This window comes from Shewanella sp. SR43-4 (assembly GCF_014163845.1).
Lineage (GTDB): Bacteria > Pseudomonadota > Gammaproteobacteria > Enterobacterales > Shewanellaceae > Shewanella > Shewanella vesiculosa.
In genome coordinates this window covers 293,720-311,715 of sequence record NZ_JACJEB010000005.1, presented here as the reverse complement: position 1 = coordinate 311,715, position 17,996 = coordinate 293,720, and the positions used below count along the sequence as shown (strand labels likewise).

Annotated in this window: 16 protein-coding genes; 4 read left to right on the top strand and 12 right to left on the bottom strand. The window is 40.9% G+C overall.

All coding sequences use genetic code 11. The features are described 5' to 3' along the window. The first annotated feature begins 4 nt into the window (after nucleotides 1-4). The 3 genes from H5123_RS08030 (at nucleotide 5) to H5123_RS08020 (ending at nucleotide 2,861) form a co-directional block, all read left to right on the top strand. Nucleotides 5-457 (top strand): DMT family transporter, encoded by a 453-nt coding sequence (locus tag H5123_RS08030; RefSeq protein ID WP_124015385.1) that lies wholly within the window; start codon nucleotides 5-7, stop codon nucleotides 455-457. A gap of 672 nt (nucleotides 458-1,129) precedes the next feature. After that, nucleotides 1,130-2,263 carry a nitroreductase family protein gene (locus tag H5123_RS08025; protein ID WP_182697619.1) on the top strand — a complete coding sequence of 378 codons (1,134 nt, stop codon included), beginning with the start codon at nucleotides 1,130-1,132 and terminating at the stop codon, nucleotides 2,261-2,263. A gap of 133 nt (nucleotides 2,264-2,396) precedes the next feature. Then, nucleotides 2,397-2,861, top strand: a complete 465-nt coding sequence (locus H5123_RS08020) for a DUF2846 domain-containing protein (RefSeq protein ID WP_182697618.1) — start codon at nucleotides 2,397-2,399, stop codon at nucleotides 2,859-2,861. A gap of 120 nt (nucleotides 2,862-2,981) precedes the next feature. Here the strand turns inward: H5123_RS08020 and H5123_RS08015 are convergent, their stop codons facing one another. The 4 genes from H5123_RS08015 to H5123_RS08000 form a co-directional block, all read right to left on the bottom strand. Then, nucleotides 2,982-3,473, bottom strand: a complete 492-nt coding sequence (locus tag H5123_RS08015; protein WP_124015388.1) for a DUF1097 domain-containing protein — start codon at nucleotides 3,471-3,473, stop codon at nucleotides 2,982-2,984. Between the two features lie 458 nt (nucleotides 3,474-3,931). Continuing rightward, nucleotides 3,932-4,183 (bottom strand): hypothetical protein, encoded by a 252-nt coding sequence (locus H5123_RS08010; RefSeq protein WP_124015389.1) that lies wholly within the window; start codon nucleotides 4,181-4,183, stop codon nucleotides 3,932-3,934. 480 nt (nucleotides 4,184-4,663) lie between these two features. Further along, nucleotides 4,664-6,157, bottom strand: a complete 1,494-nt coding sequence (locus H5123_RS08005; RefSeq protein ID WP_165870052.1) for a methyl-accepting chemotaxis protein — start codon at nucleotides 6,155-6,157, stop codon at nucleotides 4,664-4,666. 139 nt (nucleotides 6,158-6,296) lie between these two features. Next, on the bottom strand, nucleotides 6,297-7,031 hold the full coding sequence (locus H5123_RS08000; protein WP_124015391.1) for an ABC transporter substrate-binding protein: 735 nt from the start codon (nucleotides 7,029-7,031) through the stop codon (nucleotides 6,297-6,299). 719 nt (nucleotides 7,032-7,750) lie between these two features. On the opposite strand from H5123_RS08000, the gene H5123_RS07995 reads away from it, so the two are divergent. Further along, on the top strand, nucleotides 7,751-8,812 hold the full coding sequence (locus H5123_RS07995; RefSeq protein ID WP_182697617.1) for an oxidoreductase: 1,062 nt from the start codon (nucleotides 7,751-7,753) through the stop codon (nucleotides 8,810-8,812). Nucleotides 8,813-9,084: 272 nt separating this feature from the next. On the opposite strand, the gene H5123_RS07990 is transcribed toward H5123_RS07995, so the two are convergent. The 8 genes from H5123_RS07990 to H5123_RS07955 all read right to left on the bottom strand — a co-directional run bounded on the left by H5123_RS07990 (nucleotide 9,085) and on the right by H5123_RS07955 (nucleotide 17,747). Further along, nucleotides 9,085-10,401, bottom strand: a complete 1,317-nt coding sequence (locus tag H5123_RS07990; RefSeq protein ID WP_182697616.1) for a sensor histidine kinase — start codon at nucleotides 10,399-10,401, stop codon at nucleotides 9,085-9,087. A gap of 2 nt (nucleotides 10,402-10,403) precedes the next feature. Then, nucleotides 10,404-11,066: a response regulator transcription factor gene (locus tag H5123_RS07985; RefSeq protein WP_124015394.1), complete on the bottom strand. Its 663-nt coding sequence runs from the start codon at nucleotides 11,064-11,066 to the stop codon at nucleotides 10,404-10,406. Beyond that, entirely contained in the window at nucleotides 11,066-11,332 is a 267-nt protein-coding gene (locus H5123_RS07980) for a PepSY domain-containing protein (RefSeq protein WP_124015687.1), read from the bottom strand. Before H5123_RS07980 ends, H5123_RS07985 begins: the two co-directional genes overlap by 1 nt. Beyond that, a complete protein-coding gene (locus H5123_RS07975; protein WP_182697615.1) occupies nucleotides 11,325-11,888 on the bottom strand; it encodes a diheme cytochrome c in 564 nt (187 codons plus the stop codon). Before H5123_RS07975 ends, H5123_RS07980 begins: the two co-directional genes overlap by 8 nt. Nucleotides 11,889-11,955: 67 nt before the next feature. After that, entirely contained in the window at nucleotides 11,956-12,453 is a 498-nt protein-coding gene (locus H5123_RS07970; RefSeq protein ID WP_182697614.1) for a DUF1924 domain-containing protein, read from the bottom strand. A 93-nt stretch (nucleotides 12,454-12,546) separates the two neighbouring features. After that, a complete protein-coding gene (locus H5123_RS07965; RefSeq protein ID WP_182697613.1) occupies nucleotides 12,547-13,128 on the bottom strand; it encodes a cytochrome b/b6 domain-containing protein in 582 nt (193 codons plus the stop codon). 492 nt (nucleotides 13,129-13,620) lie between these two features. Next, nucleotides 13,621-16,704 carry an EAL domain-containing protein gene (locus H5123_RS07960; protein ID WP_182697612.1) on the bottom strand — a complete coding sequence of 1,028 codons (3,084 nt, stop codon included), beginning with the start codon at nucleotides 16,702-16,704 and terminating at the stop codon, nucleotides 13,621-13,623. Next, nucleotides 16,704-17,747: an extracellular solute-binding protein gene (locus H5123_RS07955; RefSeq protein ID WP_259395608.1), complete on the bottom strand. Its 1,044-nt coding sequence runs from the start codon at nucleotides 17,745-17,747 to the stop codon at nucleotides 16,704-16,706. Before H5123_RS07955 ends, H5123_RS07960 begins: the two co-directional genes overlap by 1 nt. Nucleotides 17,748-17,996 lie beyond the last annotated feature (249 nt).

Here is a 17,996-nt window from a genome sequence, read left to right as displayed (position 1 = left end):
AGTAATGACATTTATTATGATTATGTTGGCGGTCATCGGTGGCGCAACATTGAGTATTCAAGCGGCAATTAATGGACAACTTGGCAGTAAAGTCGGCGTATTTCGTTGTGCCTTTTTAACCTTTTCGTTAGGCGCCTTGGTGACAGGTCTGCTTATTTTTTATTTTGAACCTGCGCATTCGTTAACTTTGCTAGAGGTACCTAAATGGCAGTTGCTGGGCGCGATGTGCGGCGTACCATACATAGTTATCATGGTGTTTGCGGTGCAAAAAATTGGTACTGCGGTAGCAACCGTAGCCGTTATTTTTGGGCAACTGTTAATGAGCATGTTAATCGATAATTTCGGCTGGTTCGGCAATGACGCGATAGTGTTTTCACCAAGTCGAATAGCGGCGGTTATCTGTTTAGCTATCGCGCTGTACTATATCCATGCCAGTAACCAAGCCAACGTGGAATAAAGCTGGATGACATTGCAGTTTATTGTTATTTGATCGGGTGTTAAAGCGTGTTTAAGTGACGTTGAGAGTCGTTTGGCGATACAAGCGACTCAAGTCGGACGGTTAACGCTTTGCGCTTTGGTGACGTTATAGGTAAAAGAGAGCCAATCACTTATGAATAAATTAGATATATTCAGCAAATTAATCTATCCACCAGTTAGTGACGTTAAATCGATACTTGGACTTGGACATAGAAATTGGTCATTGTTATTGAGCCGTTATAAAAAGTTCAAATGAAAAATTATCTGAACCCATAGAAAAATATCTAATGAAACAAAGGGTAACCGATATGGTTGACTCAGGCGTTCATGATTTGTTATTCGAAATGCACCAAAGTGAGGAATTAAAAATGTTGTCCCGCAGTGAAAATGTGGTTTAAATGGACAGATATCTTCGAAAGACGGTTGGTTTTAAAAATACAGCCTCTATCAAGAATTAGGCATATAAGACGTTACAGCTACTCACACAAAACCGTTGTTACCTTTTGTACTTCAGCGTATTGGTAAAAATTGCCAATTATTTTGTGCGGCAGAGCAATGTGTTAGGCGTTAGTCGGTCACACAGAGCGATAGTGGCTCCTTAAGTTAATGTCTACATGTGTTCAAGCGCATTTTAAGTGTATGGGAGAGCTATATGCCATTAGAAAAACAATGGTCCTTTGAAGATAGTGCGATATGGAAGCTAAAGTTAAGGCTTCAATTTAGTGGTTGGTTACAATATATTATCCATGCAATATGGATATTGGTATTGCTACTGATTGCTGGGATTGGCTGGATTATTGGGCATTGGCAAGCTTTGTTGTTTTGGCTGCCGCTTGGTCTGGCGACATTGTTGAGTATCGCGCTGCTTGGCACCATTGTTATGGTTAAATATGGACTCCATCCTACCGAAAAGGTACCTGCCAATAAACACCATCTTGATGTATTTGATCTGATGCGATCTCGCAAATCATGCCGTTCATTTCAGTCTCGCAATTTAACGGCGGAACATCATGCTGAATTACTTAAGACGGTTCAGTTTCATAGTCAACCAAGTCAATTACTTGGGCAAAAACCCATTCGGTTTGAATATATCAAAGCCGCATTAACGGTTTGGCCAGTGGTTGGTGCACACGAATTTTTAGTTGCCATTGCTCCACGCGAATATGATCGCTTATCAATAATAGATGTCGGTCGAAGTTTGCAAAAAATTGTTATTCAAGCAACACGTATGGGAATTGCAACTTGTTGGATAGGACCTGGCGCTGATAATAAAAGCATTCTGCAGCACCTCGGTAATAAGATCGACCCAACAAAAGATCATGTTATTTGTGTGTGTGCAATCGGCTATGATTCTATGTATAAGCCATTATTTATTCGTTTGTTTAATAAGTTAATGCATAAACGTTTACCGTTATCGGAACTGTTTTTTACCGATCCGTCATTCGAAACGCCGCTGGATACTAAATCCAATCCCTATTGTGATTATGGACGTTGCTATGAGGTTTGTCAGTGGTCACCGTCTTCATACAATGGACAGACCACCCGCTCTGCTGCCGTAACAGAGCAAATTAATGGTGAAGAAAAACTCATTCGCTTTGATTTCTGCACTTCTATCAGTTCACGGTATTACGCCGCTGTTGCTCTTGGCATCTGGTGTGCGAATTGGGAAACCGGTTGTGCGGCTCTGAATAGACGAGGCCATTTTGCAGTGCTTTCATCTAAAGAAAGAGCGTCTGAAGCTGTTCCTGAATTTCCACACTATGACATAAGCTGGATCGTAGATTGATATGAACTAAACCAATTTTATTAAGCTTTGTAAGTATACCTATAGAATTTAAATAGTGAATATTGCTAACAAATGCATGCCACACAGTGTCGCAGATGCGAGCGTTAATTTGAGGTGAGAAGGAGCGTAGTCGATGTTGAAGAAATTTATTTGTTCGCTAGTTATGATTGCATCGCTGACCGCTTGTAGTGCCACCGGCGCTAAATTTACTCAAACGCAAGCGCCCGAGGCAAATAAAGCTAAAGTATATTTCTATCGTCCTTGGGCCATGTTGGATGGCGCAGCAGCTCCGACAATACAGCTAAATGGTGTCGACAGTTTCAATATCAGTAACGGAGGCTACCATGTTTTGGATCTTAATCCTGGTAGGGTGATAATTGCAGTTAAAGAAGGAGGGATTATGTCCAATTGGCGTGCCGGTGGATTGCAAATATCTTTTGATGCTCAAGCCAATAAAACGTATTTTGTTCGCTTAACTGCTGAGCTTGCCAATGCAGCTTATGTGGGCGGCGTATCAAGTATTTCTGGTAATTACTCGCTTGGGCTTATTAATCAAGAAACGGCATTACAAGAGTTACTTGAGACTAAGACAAACTAACAAGGCGTAGCGTCGCTTTTACGACAGAGCTTTGCTTCCTAATCATTGATCATATTGGCCATTGTAATTGGCACATATGAGTCAACAGGCGAGCTATTTTATAATTAATCTACTTTGTATTTAGATTTCTTCTATGGTTTTGTCTTTTAACGATTCAGCTGTTTTATCCGTTAACGTTATCAATAAGCTCGTGAGTAAGCTCATGCTGTAACCGAGTACAGCGCCTATAACGAGCGGTGGAATAATGGCTGCGATATCTGCATTTAGGGCAAACGTAATACAACAGCCAATAAATGTGCCGGGAATAAAAGCAAAGTTTTTATTACTGGCTTGTAAGCACATAAGCGCAGTAACAATTCCCGTTAATGCATAGCTTATTACGGGCGACCCCAAAACACCGCTACCCGCAATAATTAACCATCCCCAGAATACGCCGGAAAGATTGGTCATCATCGCCATTATCATGCCTTTAGCGCCCGATTCAGTTTGAGCGAAGAAAGTACTGCAACCGAGAAACCCGACCCAGGTTACCAGATGAAACACATCAGCAACTCCAGCCCAAATAGCCGCTAATAAACCCGCAGAAATTGCAATTTGCCAACGATGGGCCATAGCCGCCTCTTAAAAGATAAACTTAGAACTCTGAATTCTAAATTTAGCACAATAAATGAGGTTGTTGCAGTTTTGTCTTATAAAACTCGATCCAGTTCGCAAATAATCGCAAAGGCTAATAAAACCAAACATTATTGGCTAGGTAAGTGGATGACTTATTTTGTAGCCAGGAAAGCTGATTCATTGCCGTCTTATTATATGATTAAGATTGGGTTGAGCGATCAGTAAAGTGATACAAATAAGATGCTTGTACTCATTGTTGGGGCAAATGCTGCAAATATCTAAAGGGTAACAAACCCTAAGGTTCAGCAGGTGTTAATTGTACACATCGGGGTTGTGCTTAGCTTTAGAGATAAGTCTTTGGCATGAAGGGTGATTAAAACTGATACTAACATCCTAATGCATCCGTCTGAATTAGTGCAGTTGATGCTTATGATATTGATGAGAGTGCGATGAGGCTATTTGAAAGTGACTTTACCGCCTATCATTTTAAATGCTGGCGCGCCTCTTATTAAGGTATCACGGGCAAATATCTGGCCGCACTCTGGGCAAGTGCAGGGAACTTTAGTGCTATCTTCAACGATTCGTTCTTTGAAGCATTTGACTAAGGCACCTTTACCTCCCTTACGATATTTAAACAGTTGGGTTTTACATTTAGCGCAGAAGATATCAACGGTACGTGAAGGGCCTTTTTTATTCGGTTTTGCCATCTTTAGGTTACTTCAAAGTCGGTATTCGACCCATTGTAATGAAAACCGTAGGATTAGGCTAAAGTTGACTCCATGAAAAATGGTAAAACCGCTTAAATCGCATATGGGGTAACGCTTTTGGTGGTCGTAATGTAAATAGATCTATGATTGAAAATGAATAACGCTGCGGTTTCAATAGCGATTGGTTTGAAAGTGACTATATAAAGGGAGTACCGAAGTTTACCTCGTATATTCGCTGTGGAGTAGGAACTAAAATTCGCGGGTAAACCATAAAGTAGAAGCAACAATATATTAAGATTCGCAGCTGATTTTTTGATAAGCATCGTTGTTAACTCAAATGCTTATTAAGCAAAAATGACGCAGCCAACTCAATTGATGTCTAAATTGAGTTGGCTACGGCAACACTAAATGCTCTTAATTACACCATCATTATCACTCAGCATCGACTCAATAATTATCGCTGATTGATAAGGTTTAATATTATGCCTTAAACTGGTTAGTGAGTTGTTTTAAGTCCCGTGATGTCGACTCTAAATCTTCAGAGTTTTGATTCATTTCACTGAGCAGCGTAAGGTTGTCCTGACCAGATGAGACAATACGATTGATATTGTGGGTTAAGTCTTCTGCCACGGTACTTTGTTGCTCTACTGCTGTTGCGATATGCGTCGCCATATCGGTAATTTGTTCTGTGGACGTTAAGATTCTATTAATGGCTGTTCCCGAACTTTGGGCATTAACAACTGAAGCCTCACTTTTACTCTGACTATCAAGCATGACTTTAACGGCTGACTTAGCACCGGATTGCAACTTATTGATACCAGTTTGAATTTCGGCTGTACTTTGTTGGGTACGGCTAGCAAGGGCGCGTACTTCATCGGCCACAACCGCAAAGCCACGGCCTTGTTCCCCAGCTCTCGCGGCTTCAATCGCGGCGTTTAATGCCAGTAAGTTTGTTTGTTCTGCAATACTGCGGATAACATCTAAGATAGATACTATGTCTGTTACGTCCTTATCTAGCGAGTTGACCACAGCGGCGGCTTCGGTCAATTGGTTAGATAAATCATTAATAGAGTCGATAGAATGATTAATAATGTCAGATACTTGTTTAGCATCCATGTTGGCTTGAAGTGCAGAGTCGGCTGATAGTTGCACGCTAGTAGCGATTTCTTTGGCTGAGGCCGACATTTGTGTGATTGCTGCTGCAACTTGATCTGTTTCTAATTGCTGGTCGTGTACATGACCACGACTGCTTTCTGCACCTGTGTGTACATTTCTCGCGGCTCGAAATACATCATCAACCGAGACTTGAATTGACTGCACGAGTATTTGAATTTTATCTACAAATAGATTAAATGAACTGGATACCTTGCCAATTTCATCTTCACGACTGACATTGAGCCTACGGGTTAAATTGCCTTCGCCACTGGCGATATCTTCTAAGGCATTAGCGACATGGGTGAGTGGCCGAGTGATCAACTTACTAAAAAGAATAGACAGTGCGGTGACGAGAAAAATATCCAGCAATAGACCTTTTAAAATTATTTTAAAGGCGAGTTCTGCGAGCTCGTCTTTAATACTGGTATCGTCGATGTATAACTTGACTGAACCTATCTCAGTAGCGGTCTCATCTTCCACATATTGCAATTTTATGGTTCTAAAATTAGCACTCATTTCCCCCTTGGATTGGGCTATCTGATCACCTTTATCGTTATGATAAGTTAAAAAAGCAACATCATCAGACTGCTGTTCTGAATCAAGTATCCGAGCCATTTGAGGCTCATCGTAATTCCAAACTGCGCTAGGAAGGCTTAACTGTAATCTTGAGGCGACTAAATCTAGTTGCACATCTTGTTTGTGTCGTAATTTTTCACTTTGAGCAAAATAGTCATACACCCCAAAGATCACTACTAAAAAGGTGACTGCGACTAAGGCTGCCATAATTAACTTAAAAGAAATTGATTTGAATAGCGTCATAAAATTACTCATTTTAACTTGAGTTCAATAACGCATCGTAATCTAGTTTATTACGATACTTTAAAATTATAGGTATCGATAACAGCGTCCGAATAAAGTCGGATCATATCGACACTTAATGTGCAGTACTGCTTCACTGTTACTTTAAATGCTCTGTCATGAGTGCATTAATATCAATTTTACTTAAACCTTGGTCATAGATATCTTGCCATTTCTTTCCCTCAGCATCATTGCGAAATGCAATGTAAAGGTCTTTATTCATCAATAGCTTAGCGTTCATCTGAACCTGATCTTTGTCCTTAGCGAGTTTGCTGCTATGGGTGAGCATGTAATTGAGAACGTTAGCGTCAATTACAGCTGCATCGATGCGGCCACCTAGGACTTTTTGTACGTTAATTTCATCTGATGTGACCACTTGAGGTTTGATCTCTTTACTGGCGATAAGTGCATCAAGTTCTTCTGTATTGACGTAATCTTGAACTACGCCCAGTTTATACTTGGAAAGATCGCTTACCTTAGCCCAGCTGATCGGTGACGATTTCTTTTCAACTAAACCTAGTGGACCTTGTCCCATGGGAGCAGAAAAAGTAAATTCGCTTGATTCATATAGGTATTCTGGAAAATACCCCACATATTGAGAGCCTGATTCGGAGGCTAATTTCACCGCACGGCTCCAAGGAAAAAAATCGACCACAAGCTCATGGCCCATGGCTGTAAATGCAGCTTGGGCAACAACCACACTGGCACCTTGATTTTCTAAGGTTTTTCCTGAATACGGCGCCCAATCTAATGAGGTAAGGTGCACGGTTTCAGCGTTTGCTGTACTGCCACCGATAGCGAATAATAATCCTAATATGGCATAGTTAAACTTCATAAAATCTCCTAGAAATGAAAGATGTAAATCAGAGTCAATAACACGTTAGTACCTTGAGAGGTATCAAGCGTTTTTCTTGCTTACCTAAGGTAAAACCTCAATTTTTTTATTGTTAAATCAACTTATTATTTAGCAATAGTCTTGTTGTTATCATGTTTCCAATATCATCCATGAGCATTTAAATAAGTCGATTTACCTAACTTGTATGCCTGTGATTATTCATATGTTACGACACTTTATGGCATACAGCGTCTGACCGAGACAATGACTCCTTTAGTATAGACTTAAATTTTAAAACAAGAGCAAGCAATCGAATTTAAACCATAAACCTCATTAATTGATGTTTATCGACTTTTGATTTTGAGTTAATTACGTCGTTAATGTGATGTGGTTCAGCGTGATATGGGCTTTAAGTCTTTGTGGGAATGGGGCTGATATAAACGATTTCTTTTTATTTACAAATTTAGCACTGCGGCACAAGTTTTAGCTCAAGGGGATGAGTTCTTTGTTGTGCGTTATCGGATGCTGATCAACGACAACCTGATGTTAATATTGCAACAGCTCCCTAGTATGGATCAGAGTTTTGAGTATCGATTTAAGTCATGGGATGTTATAAGTTGCATTCAGTGACAATCTAACAAACGACAATAGAACCGTTTCATTCTTGTCAGTTGGCGCGATATTTAGATTCATGCGGTTAAAAATAGGTTAACGATAAAATGATAAAAGTTGGTGTAATAGGCTACGGATATTCTGCGAAAACATTTCACATTCCATTGATTGAATCGTCAGCATCTTTTGAATTAGTTGCAATCAGTAGTTCTCAAACAGAATTACTTAGGATGAAATATTCTACTATTTCACTTTATGATAATGCACCAGCGTTAATCGCGGGTGCCGACCTAGATTTAATCATTATTACCGCGCCCAATAATGTTCATTTTTCATTGGCAAAATTATGTTTAGAAAAAGGCATTAATGTTGTTATCGAAAAACCTATGGTGACCACAAGTTTACAAGCGATAGAGTTAATTCAGCTTGCTAAGGATCGCGGTTTATTATTGTCTGTTTTTCATAATCGGCGTTGGGACGGCGATTTTTTAACTGCTAAAAGCCTTTTGCAACAGAATCGATTTGGTAGTGTACGATTCTTTGAATCTCATTTTGATCGTTTTCGCCCCACCGTTCGGCCAAGATGGCGAGAACAACCAGGCGAGGGCGCTGGTATTTGGTTTGATCTTGGTGCTCATATCGTTGATCAGGCTATCTGTCTTTTTGGTTTGCCAGAAGCACTTACTGCAAGATGCTTACCGTTAAGAGAAGGATCGCAAACGACGGATTACTTTCATGTGATACTCCATTACGAAAATCTTGAAGTCGTGCTGCACGCGAGTTCATTTTCAGCAGCTCCAAATATGCGTTTTCGTATTGAGGGTACGCAGGGAACATATGTTAAATACGGTTTAGATCCTCAGGAAGAGCAATTAAAAACCGGTATTACTCCAAATGATCCATTGTATGGTGTGGAAAAGGCCGCCAACTATGGCCGTTTTTACGGTGAAATTTCGGGCGATACTAGTGGCCAAATTAGGCAAACCACAGTCGAAACAGTCAATGGTTGTTATCAGCAATATTATGCCGAAATAGCACAAGCAATCACTTTAGGTGGTCCTAATCCTGTCGAACCAAATGATGTCGTCGAGGTGTTACGGATACTTGAGTTAGCGGAAATAAGCAGTATGAGTGGTAAAACAATGCTCATGCCTAAAGTTAATCGTTAATCTTTTGGATTCACTTGTGTCTATGATTAGCCTAATAGCTTGCTCTACCTCAAACCGAGGTTAACATCGATTTGGCCATCACAGTGTCAATTATCATCCACATTAGAAAAGGTGATCTTTGGTCATTGTTGATTGCTGTATACTGCATTTTACATTGCTGCTGATACCACAGCATTAAGCCACCATAGCAACGATAATCACTGTTATGGTGACAAGTGTTTTTTGTCAGCCGTCAGCTTTTTCTCATCATTCATTAACCTGGTTAGGCCCATTTAGGTGTGGATGGGGAGAAAGACGCTTACGGTTAATCCGCCTTGTTTTGCATGGCTAAAGTTGAGTTCGCCTTGATAGCTATCGACGATATCTTTACAGATGGACAGACCCAAGCCATGGCCTTGGATACTCTCATCTAGTCTGACTCCACGATTAATAATCATAGATAATGCCGCATCAGAGACTCCCTCACCATCGTCGCTTACCTCAATGAGATAGCCAGCTTTAGGGATACTTTGCTGCTTGATCTGTATTTCAATATTTTTACTGGCATGTTTGCAGGCGTTATCAAGCAAATTACCCAGCAGTTCGAGTAAATCGTCGCGATCAAAGGGCATGACTAAACCGTTATCGTAGTGGCTTAGAATGATCTGCTGGGGGTAGATGCGCAACATCACTTGGATAAGTGGCGCGAGATCATCATCTAGAACGGTAAAGCGACCTGGCATAGAGAGGCCAACAATTTTAGTCCGCTTGAGCTCCCGCTCTATAATGTGGTGCAGGTTTGATAATACCTTGCTGCCTTGCGTTCTTTGTTCCGGTGGCAGACTTTCTAGATAGGACTGCAACCCTTGCAGAGGGCGTTTCATTTCATGAGCTAAGTTACCAAGGGCATTGCGGGATCGTTGTACTCGCTGCCCCAACTGATTAACTAAGCGATCTATCTCTTCAATCAGCGGAACTATCTCACTCGGCATGTTGCCAGGATTGATTTCTTGTCCTTGGGTACGCATCTGCCTTATGGCTTCAGGCATCTGTTCTAAGGGTTTAAATCCGCGTTTGAGTAGCTGATTTTGTGCAAGTAATAGAATGATAATAGTGAGTAATACCGCCGCGCTGGCAAAGGCTAAAAAGTGTACTTGAGTTTGTTCAAGTGCGCTGATGTCTTCCGTTATCCAAAGGATAACTAATTGATCGTTCTTGATAATCGCTTGACTGAATATTAACCAATGTTCTTTACCCACAAATTGGCTGGCTTGTTGTTGCTGACCTGCTTTTAGGGCGGGAATACTTATTTCATGGTCGAATAAGGAACGCGATCGCAGGGTTTGCGTGCCAATCTGAATGGCAAAGTAATGTCCTGAATTTACCCTATGGTAGACATTGGGTAAACGGTCTGAGGTGAGCGACCAAGTGGTATCAGGATGTTGTTCAAGTGCGGAGATCAGACTGTCGGCATCATGTTGCAGGCGCGAGGCGACAAAGTCTTGAGTTAATATTTGGATACCCTGATACAGGAAATACAGTAATAACACCATAGTAAAGGTAAGAGTGATCAGTAAGTTACGGGTAAGATATCCTTTGAGTGAATACACGCTTATTGCTCCTTAAGCCGATACCCTTGGCCACGACGAGTTTCAATATAATCTTTGCCCAAACGTTGACGTAAGCGATTAACATATACCTCAATAACATTACTGTCTTTGATATGTTCCTCCTCATATATGCGCTCACTTAGCTCTGTTTTAGAGACTATTTTGCTTGGATTGACCATCAAATAATGCAGCAGGCGATATTCAATTTTAGTCAGCTCTATCACTTCACCATCGCAATTAGTCACGGCTTGTTTGTCGACATCAAGAGAGACGCCTGCATGTTGTAATACATTATCGGCACGACCAAAATGACGGCGAATTAATACTTCGAGCCTTGCGAGTAATTCTTCGACATGAAAAGGTTTGCCTAGGTAGTCATCTGCTCCCGCTTTGAGACCATCAACACGCTCGTGCCAGGCATCACGCGCGGTGAGGATAAGTACTGGCATAGTTAAACCTTGTCGTCGCCATTGACTGAGAACCTCTAAACCTGGCTTGCCGGGTAAGCCGAGATCGAGGATCACGGCTTCGAAGTTTTCCTCCTCCCCAAGAAAAGCCCCATCGATACCATTATCTGCATGTTCGACAGCATATCCCGCCTTGTTAAGGGCGGGAATGAGGCGAGCGACTAGATCGGTATCATCTTCAATAAATAGCAAACGCATTAGTCGACCTTTTCTTTTAACCACTCGCCGGTTTTGGCGTCAATCTTGATCTCATACACTATGCCATCATCGCGTAAGATTTCGAGTTCGTAGATGATACGTCCATGTTTCTGCTCAACTTCTAGGTCGAGCAATCGGCCATTTAATCGTGATTCATAGCGTTGCATTATGCTGTCAAACGATAACACTTTGCCTTCTTTTACCCACTCTACTACTTTGCTTGAAAGATCATCATCGTGAGCATCACAGCTTGAGCTGCTAATCATCCCAACGGCCAAAACCAGGAATATTAACGGTATCTTCATTGAATACGCCCTTCTCTGCGAGGTTGTGGCAATTACTGCATTGACTGAATGAGCCGACTTTAGGGTTATCTTGTGCCATGCGTTTAGGGATCTTATCGTGTTTACGAATAAAAAATGCCTGCTCGGTGATTTTTTGCGGCCCCATGCCTGCTATTAATGGCTTACTGTTTTTTAGCACTTTACCATTTTTAGCTGCATGTAGAAGCAGATACTCCTCAATTCTAGCCGTTGCTTGAGGGTCTAGGCTGGCGTTATCACCAAAATGATCCTCAAGATTAGCTGTGATGGCGCGCCATTTTTCTGCAGGTAATAAATTGGCAGGGTAGGCCATGTGGCAACTGCCACATTCGGCGCTATATTCCACATTCTGTGGAATTCCCCGCCCTCGGTTATGGTCATCGTCGGCATATCCTGTGCCTGTTAGAGTCAGGCTGATACCGATAATACCAATGGCTAGTGCGGCTGCCGTAATCGATGAACCTGCAATCCAGCTTATCAGATGCGTTTGCTTTGTCATGAGATGTTCCTTTGTTCGCAGTTGTCTTTAATAAAAATAATGATTGTTTATCACTGGTTAATCTTTGTTATTGCTGGCTTAACCAGAGTAAAGCATCGCCTTTTTCTTGTGCTGTACAGTCGCGTTTGAAGGTCCAATTACAGTTACGAGTAAACCATTTTTCTATTTTGGCTGTGTCTGTTAGACGAGCTTGTGTGATAGATGGCGCCATAGGATCAATCATCTTACGGGTATTTTGGTGCATGCCCATTTCACTGACTTTAGCCGTGTGGCAGCTAGTGCAGCTACGACCATCCATTTCCTTCATCCATAATGTTTGTCCCGCTGCCGCAGAGAATGGCCCTGCGCCTAGGGATTGATAGTTTTGCAGTTGTCTGCCAATGCGCTCGGCACTTAAGGGGAGGCTATCCACTTTACTGTTAGCGGCATTTACACCAAAGCTGGTGAAACTTATGCTTGTGATAGCAAGGCAAGCAAGGGTTAAACTTATATTGCTCAGCATTAAGGCCGATATCTTAACCAGATTCAGCTTTTGGCTAATGGTGGTTTGAGTCATTGTGTTCATAGGGCATTCCTTTTGGGTTAAAAATGTCAGGTTGACGATGAAAGCTCACTTTATGAGTGCTTTCTATCTCAAAATAGGTTGATTAAATCAGTATTACTTTTCTAGTGGACGGTGTTTTTTGCCGGTAATCATGGCTCTGATTAAGTTTTCTTTGTGGAGCAAGCTGCTGACTAACACGCCGCCGACATGGATAACCACTAAGAACACGGTAAAGTTGGCAAGAAACTCATGGACTTCTTTTATTGCGCCTTCTGGCCAAGTGGCAAAAAAGCTGGTGGCTAATGGCCCATACCCATCGGTGGCGTATAGGGCCATTCCTGAAAATCCGGTGATGGCGATACTGATTATCAAGGTGATGATCATCAAGGCTCCAGCAGGGTTATGGCCGACATAATCTTTGGCTTTACCAGTGGCAAGTGCCTTGACATAAATTAAGGCGTTTTTAGGCCGAGTGACAAAGTTACTGAAGCGCGCATGATGAGTTCCAATTACACCCCATAACAAGCGAAACACCAGCAGGATTAAAATGCTGTAACCTGCGTAGCTGTGGATCGTCATCCATTCATCTTCGCCCTCTGTGAGGTACGCTAAGGTAAAAAAGCCAACGAGTGACCAATGGAATACGCGGATCAACACATCCCAGACTTTAATGGTTTGCAGTGTATTTGATGACATAATGTGACTCTCCTAATTGTGGTCTAGGAGTAGGTTACTGAACCCAAACTTAAACCTCGCTTAAATTTTCAGAAGGTCAAAGGAGTTGCTTTAAGCTGAAATGATATGAGCCCAGCGGGCTTTATGATTGATTAGCAAAAACGTTGCTGTTGAGCTTTATGGTTTCGAACAACGAAATAGCAAGGATGTGTACACACTTGTTGAGTGGGGATTGTCACTTTGAGGAATATAAATATTGAGCACCCTATTAATAGAGTAAGGCAGAATCATTATTGACTAACACTGCTTGTATTCATGTCGATGGCGATAGATTGTTATCACTGTTTATCGATTTAAAAGATGGTTTCTTCAAAGCAATAGCCTAGTTTTCGCCAACAAGGTTATTTCAGCAAAGCAGAACTGCTTGCTGTCAATCAAGCAAATGAACCGTTGCAATGGCAATAATGGGAGCCACGCTATAAGATTCTGGCCCCATGGTTTTGTAGAATAGACTTAATGCTTTGTCAGATACTGGTTAAACATTTTTAACGGCAAGGGTTTACTAAATAAATATCCTTGGTAGTTTAAACAACCTTTGTTAGTGAGTAGTTCTTTCTGTTTTTCTGTTTCAACGCCTTCAGCGATCACCTCTAGATTTAAACTATTTGCCATGGCAATAATGGTCCGCACAATTGCCCTGTCATTGGGGTCATTTTCAATATCTTGAATAAATGATTGGTCAATTTTAAGCTGGTCCAAGGGTAAGCGTTTCAGGTATTGCAAGGACGAATATCCGGTACCAAAATCGTCGATAGAAAATTTGATCCCCCGTGCCTTAAGAGCGGTCATTTTTGTAATTGTATCTTCCATATTTTCCAATAAAATACTTTCTGTAAGCTCTAGCTTAAGTTTCTCTGGGTTAATATTCGCCTGACTCACGATAGTTAATACATTCTCAACAAATGCTGGAATGCCCATTTGTCTTGCACTAATATTCACGGCCAAGGTCAAATGAGCTGATTTCGGTTCTAATGCCCAAGTTGCAAGCTGCTGACAGGCTGTTTCTAAAACCCAATCTCCCAAGGGTAAAATCAAACCTGATTCTTCCGCAATAGCAATAAACTCTAAAGGTGAAACAATACCTCGATCCGCAGTATTCCAACGAATTAGCGCTTCAGCTCCCGTTACAATACCTAATGAGTTAATCTGAGGCTGATAATAAAGTTCAAATTGTTTTCCCTTGCTAATGGCTTCGCGTAATTCGGTTTCAATACGAATACGCGAAATAAGATGGGCTTGCATGTCGGGGTCATAGAAAAATAGTGCACAGCCACCTGATTTTTTAGACTGATACATAGCAATATCAGCTTGCTTAAATACTTCATCAGCATTTTGATGGTCTGCACTTAATAATGTAACACCTATACTAGGGGTTATAAGATATTGATGAGACGCAAGTTGATAGGTTTCAGACAATGAGTGGAGAATTGTTTTGCCGACAACTTCCGCTTCTGACACCGCGACAATCGCTTGTTCACTGAGCCCTTTAAGCATGACCACGAACTCATCGCCACCTAAACGAGACACGGTATCACTCTCTCTTACACAAGCTTTGATGCGACTTGCAACCTGTTGTAATAATAGGTCACCCATATCATGGCCTAATGAGTCATTGAGCGCCTTGAATTTGTCTAAATCAATAAATAAAAGAGCGGCTTGCTTTTTACTGTGAACTCTTGCAGCGAGCTCCTGATTTAAACGGTCGAGTAATAAGCGCCTATTCGGAAGCAGGGTCAGTGAGTCAAAAAAAGCCAGATTATTAACTTCATCTTCTGCATACTTTCGTTCAATTGACACACTGGTTAAGCGAGCCGTTCTCTTAATGAGTTCGATATCATCTGCAGAAGGTGTCGCCACTTCACGGCAATACATTGCAAAAGTACCTAATGTTAAGCCTGTTGAAGAGATAATAGGCTGAGACCAGCATGAAGCTAAGTTTGCCTGTGTTGCCAGTGCTTTATAATTACTCCAAAAAGGATGTGTCTGAATGTCTTCAACAATGACCAGTTCTTTAGTGAACGCCGCAGTGCCACAAGAGCCAACACCTATGCCAATTTCAACCCCTTCAAGCGCTTCATTATAAAAGTCAGGTAAGTTAGGGGCGATCACTTTAATAAATTTTTTACCGCTTTTATCAATCAACAGAATGCTGCAAATAAATTTTTCTTTTAGCCCCTCGATCCCTAATACGATCGATTCAAGAATATCATCTAAATTTTTATTCTGGGCCAATAACTCTAGAGTATGTGTATGGAATTTATCATAAGCTTCAATTTTTTCTCGCTCGTGAATCTCGTGATTGAGTTGAGTATTTTGGTCATTAAGACTCGTTAAATGAGTCAAAATACCTTCTTGCATACTGACGATACTATTTGCCAGCAGCCCTAGTTCATCTTGCTTATAATTTGAGAGTCGAGTCACCTGATTTGTCTCACTAAACCGACGCACAACCGCGACCAAGTTCTTCAAGGGGCGCACAAATATTCTTGCCACTATGAGCGAAATAAGAATACCGAGAAAACTCAATCCCAGAACAACTCGCAGGCCTGTTTCAGTCAAAATGTTCGTTTCAGATAAAGCAAAATCAATCGGCACAGTTAACCCGATAATCACAAAGCGATTACCGGTAGATTGACTAAAAGGAATACTGGTAAATCCACCGATACTTTCAATATTATCAAAACCTAGCGTTTGGCGAATCGTGACGGCTTGTACGCCAGAATTAATAATTTGATCAACCGCCTCAAAGGTATCTTGTACTAAAAATTGTCGTCCACGATCAAAACCAAAGGTTTCTAGTCTATTTGGATGAATAAGAAAATCACCTGTCTCATTAGTCAAATACAGTTGATACTCTTCAGACATATCTGACTTCAATATGCTAAACATCAAATTCAAGTCGACATTAATGACAATCACCCCAATGGCTTTGCCTTTATCATCAATAACAGGCGATGCCACCTGCAATGTCGGTTGGCCTAATCCAGCATGAGCCCCCCGTTCATGATTAATGAAAATTTTAGAAAAGAACACTTCGCCTTTATTCAGTTTTAAGGTTTTATAGACATAAGGATAATGTTGTTTTTCTTGTAGATGGGGTTGAGGGATCACAACTAATTGGCCATCATCCCGATCAACCCTAACCATCTCGCGCCCATACTCTTGCGCGCCAATTAATCTAACTTGAAAATATTCAGGGTAAACCGACAATAAACTTTTGAAATTATCTGACAAAGATTCTCGAGCAATAACTGAGGCATTATCATGACCAAATGAATCGTCTACTAACTTAGTATTTGCTAGAACTCTGGTTTGGTTAGCCGCCTCATTAGCCATCGAATAAAAACGTCGGCCGAGAAGTTTTGTGGCATCAATCATTCCTTGCGTCGCTTTATCCGATAAGATATCGCGGGTGGCATTAAAGGTGAAATAGCCTGTAGAAGCACTGGCTAAAATCCCAAACAGGGACAGCAAGATGGTAAGTTTAATCGCAATGCCAAATTTAACAGGCTGATTATTTGATGACACTGCAGCCATTAAAATTCTTCCGGCACTTCGCCAGAGATAATTCTATCCCATAGCAATTTACGTTTATCCATATTTTCGACCCGCTCCAACCAGATGAGTTTATCCGATGCTGTTAACCCTTCAGGTTCTTCAAGCGTATTTGCTAAGCCTTGTCTTTCTGATAGAGCATGACTCACCTTTTGTTCTAATAGGAAGTTAATCCAATTCTCCGCTAACGTTTTATTTTTAGCATCTCGAGTAACAGACCAACAGTCTAACCAAGCTAAAGCGCCTTCCTTGGGGATAACATAGCCAATATTAGCTTGAGTTTCTTTGAGCATTTTAACTTGTTGAGAACCATAATTGGCGAACATTAATGCAATATGGTTTTCGTTAAATAGCAGCGTCGCTTCTTCCGGTTTTTCATAGTAAGTCAAAATATTTCTACGCAAAGCAATAACTTGCTGGGTCACCAGGCCAAACTCTGAATTTGGAATTTGAAAAGGATTTTTTAAACCAAGCGATAACGCAGCAAACGAAAAGTTGTGCTCACTGCCCGCATACATCAATACTCGGCCTTGATAACGTTTATCCCACATTATCGAAAAAGAATCAGGAGGCTGACTAAACTCATTTCGATCATAAATAAGGCCCATTTCTGAATAGGTGTAGGGAATGGCATATACTTTGCCGTTTCGGATCAGACCCGGTATTGAAGAAAGGTCGCTAAAACGTGGCAATTGATTTTGACTATTGGGGATATTAGATAATGTTAAGGGGACGCTAATACCCTTATCAATATAACGTTGTAATTGGGCAGTATTGACAGCAAATACATCAAATTTATCCCCAATACCTGCATTTAACCGATTCCACATAGTGTCATCAGATTCAACTAAGGTGACATTAACCTTAACCTGATAACGCTGTTCAAAAATGTTAACTAAATCTGGATCTGCATACCCAGGCCATGCCAATACACTTAATGTATCTTCAGAATAGGCAGCAAGGCTAAAACAAGCAGATGACAGGAATATAATAAAGCAACGCATTTGTTTATACGTATTAGACATCTAACTACCACCTGATGTTAAAGCATTTCAACATTAATAATACAAGGATTTGATGCACTTAGAGAAAGTATTTTTTGCTTAAATAATGCTATTGAATAAAAATTATATTCTATAGACCTAGGATAGTAGAAAAGTGGTAATTAGCAGCACGATAAATAAAAATAACTTACCAGGATTATATCAAGTGTTTAGCAAACGGGTCTTTAGCATGTGAAGCGATGAAAACAATTTTTTCATTCTGCAACTAGA